Source organism: Pseudomonas sp. FYR_7 (assembly GCF_043106155.1).
GTDB lineage: Bacteria > Pseudomonadota > Gammaproteobacteria > Pseudomonadales > Pseudomonadaceae > Aquipseudomonas > Aquipseudomonas parafulva_B.
In genome coordinates, this window is sequence record NZ_JBICMI010000083.1 from 1 (window position 1) to 315 (window position 315).

The window sequence follows — 315 nt, forward strand, 5'->3', positions numbered from 1 at the left end:
TGTAAGCCTGTGAAGGTGAGTTGAGAAGCTTGCTGGAGGTATCAGAAGTGCGAATGCTGACATGAGTAACGACAATGCGAGTGAAAAACTCGCACGCCGAAAGACCAAGGTTTCCTGCGCAACGTTAATCGACGCAGGGTTAGTCGGTCCCTAAGGCGAGGCTGAAAAGCGTAGTCGATGGAAAACAGGTTAATATTCCTGTACTTCCAGTTATTGCGATGGAGGGACGGAGAAGGTTAGGCCAGCCTGGCGTTGGTTGTCCAGGTTTAAGGTGGTAGGCTGAAATCTTAGGCAAATCCGGGATTTCAAGGCCGA

The 315-nt window shown here is 50.2% G+C and carries 1 rRNA gene; it reads left to right on the forward strand.

Annotation, left to right across the window (positions count from 1 at the left end):
- Positions 1-315, forward strand: a 23S ribosomal RNA gene (locus ACF8R3_RS21605); the annotation flags it as partial.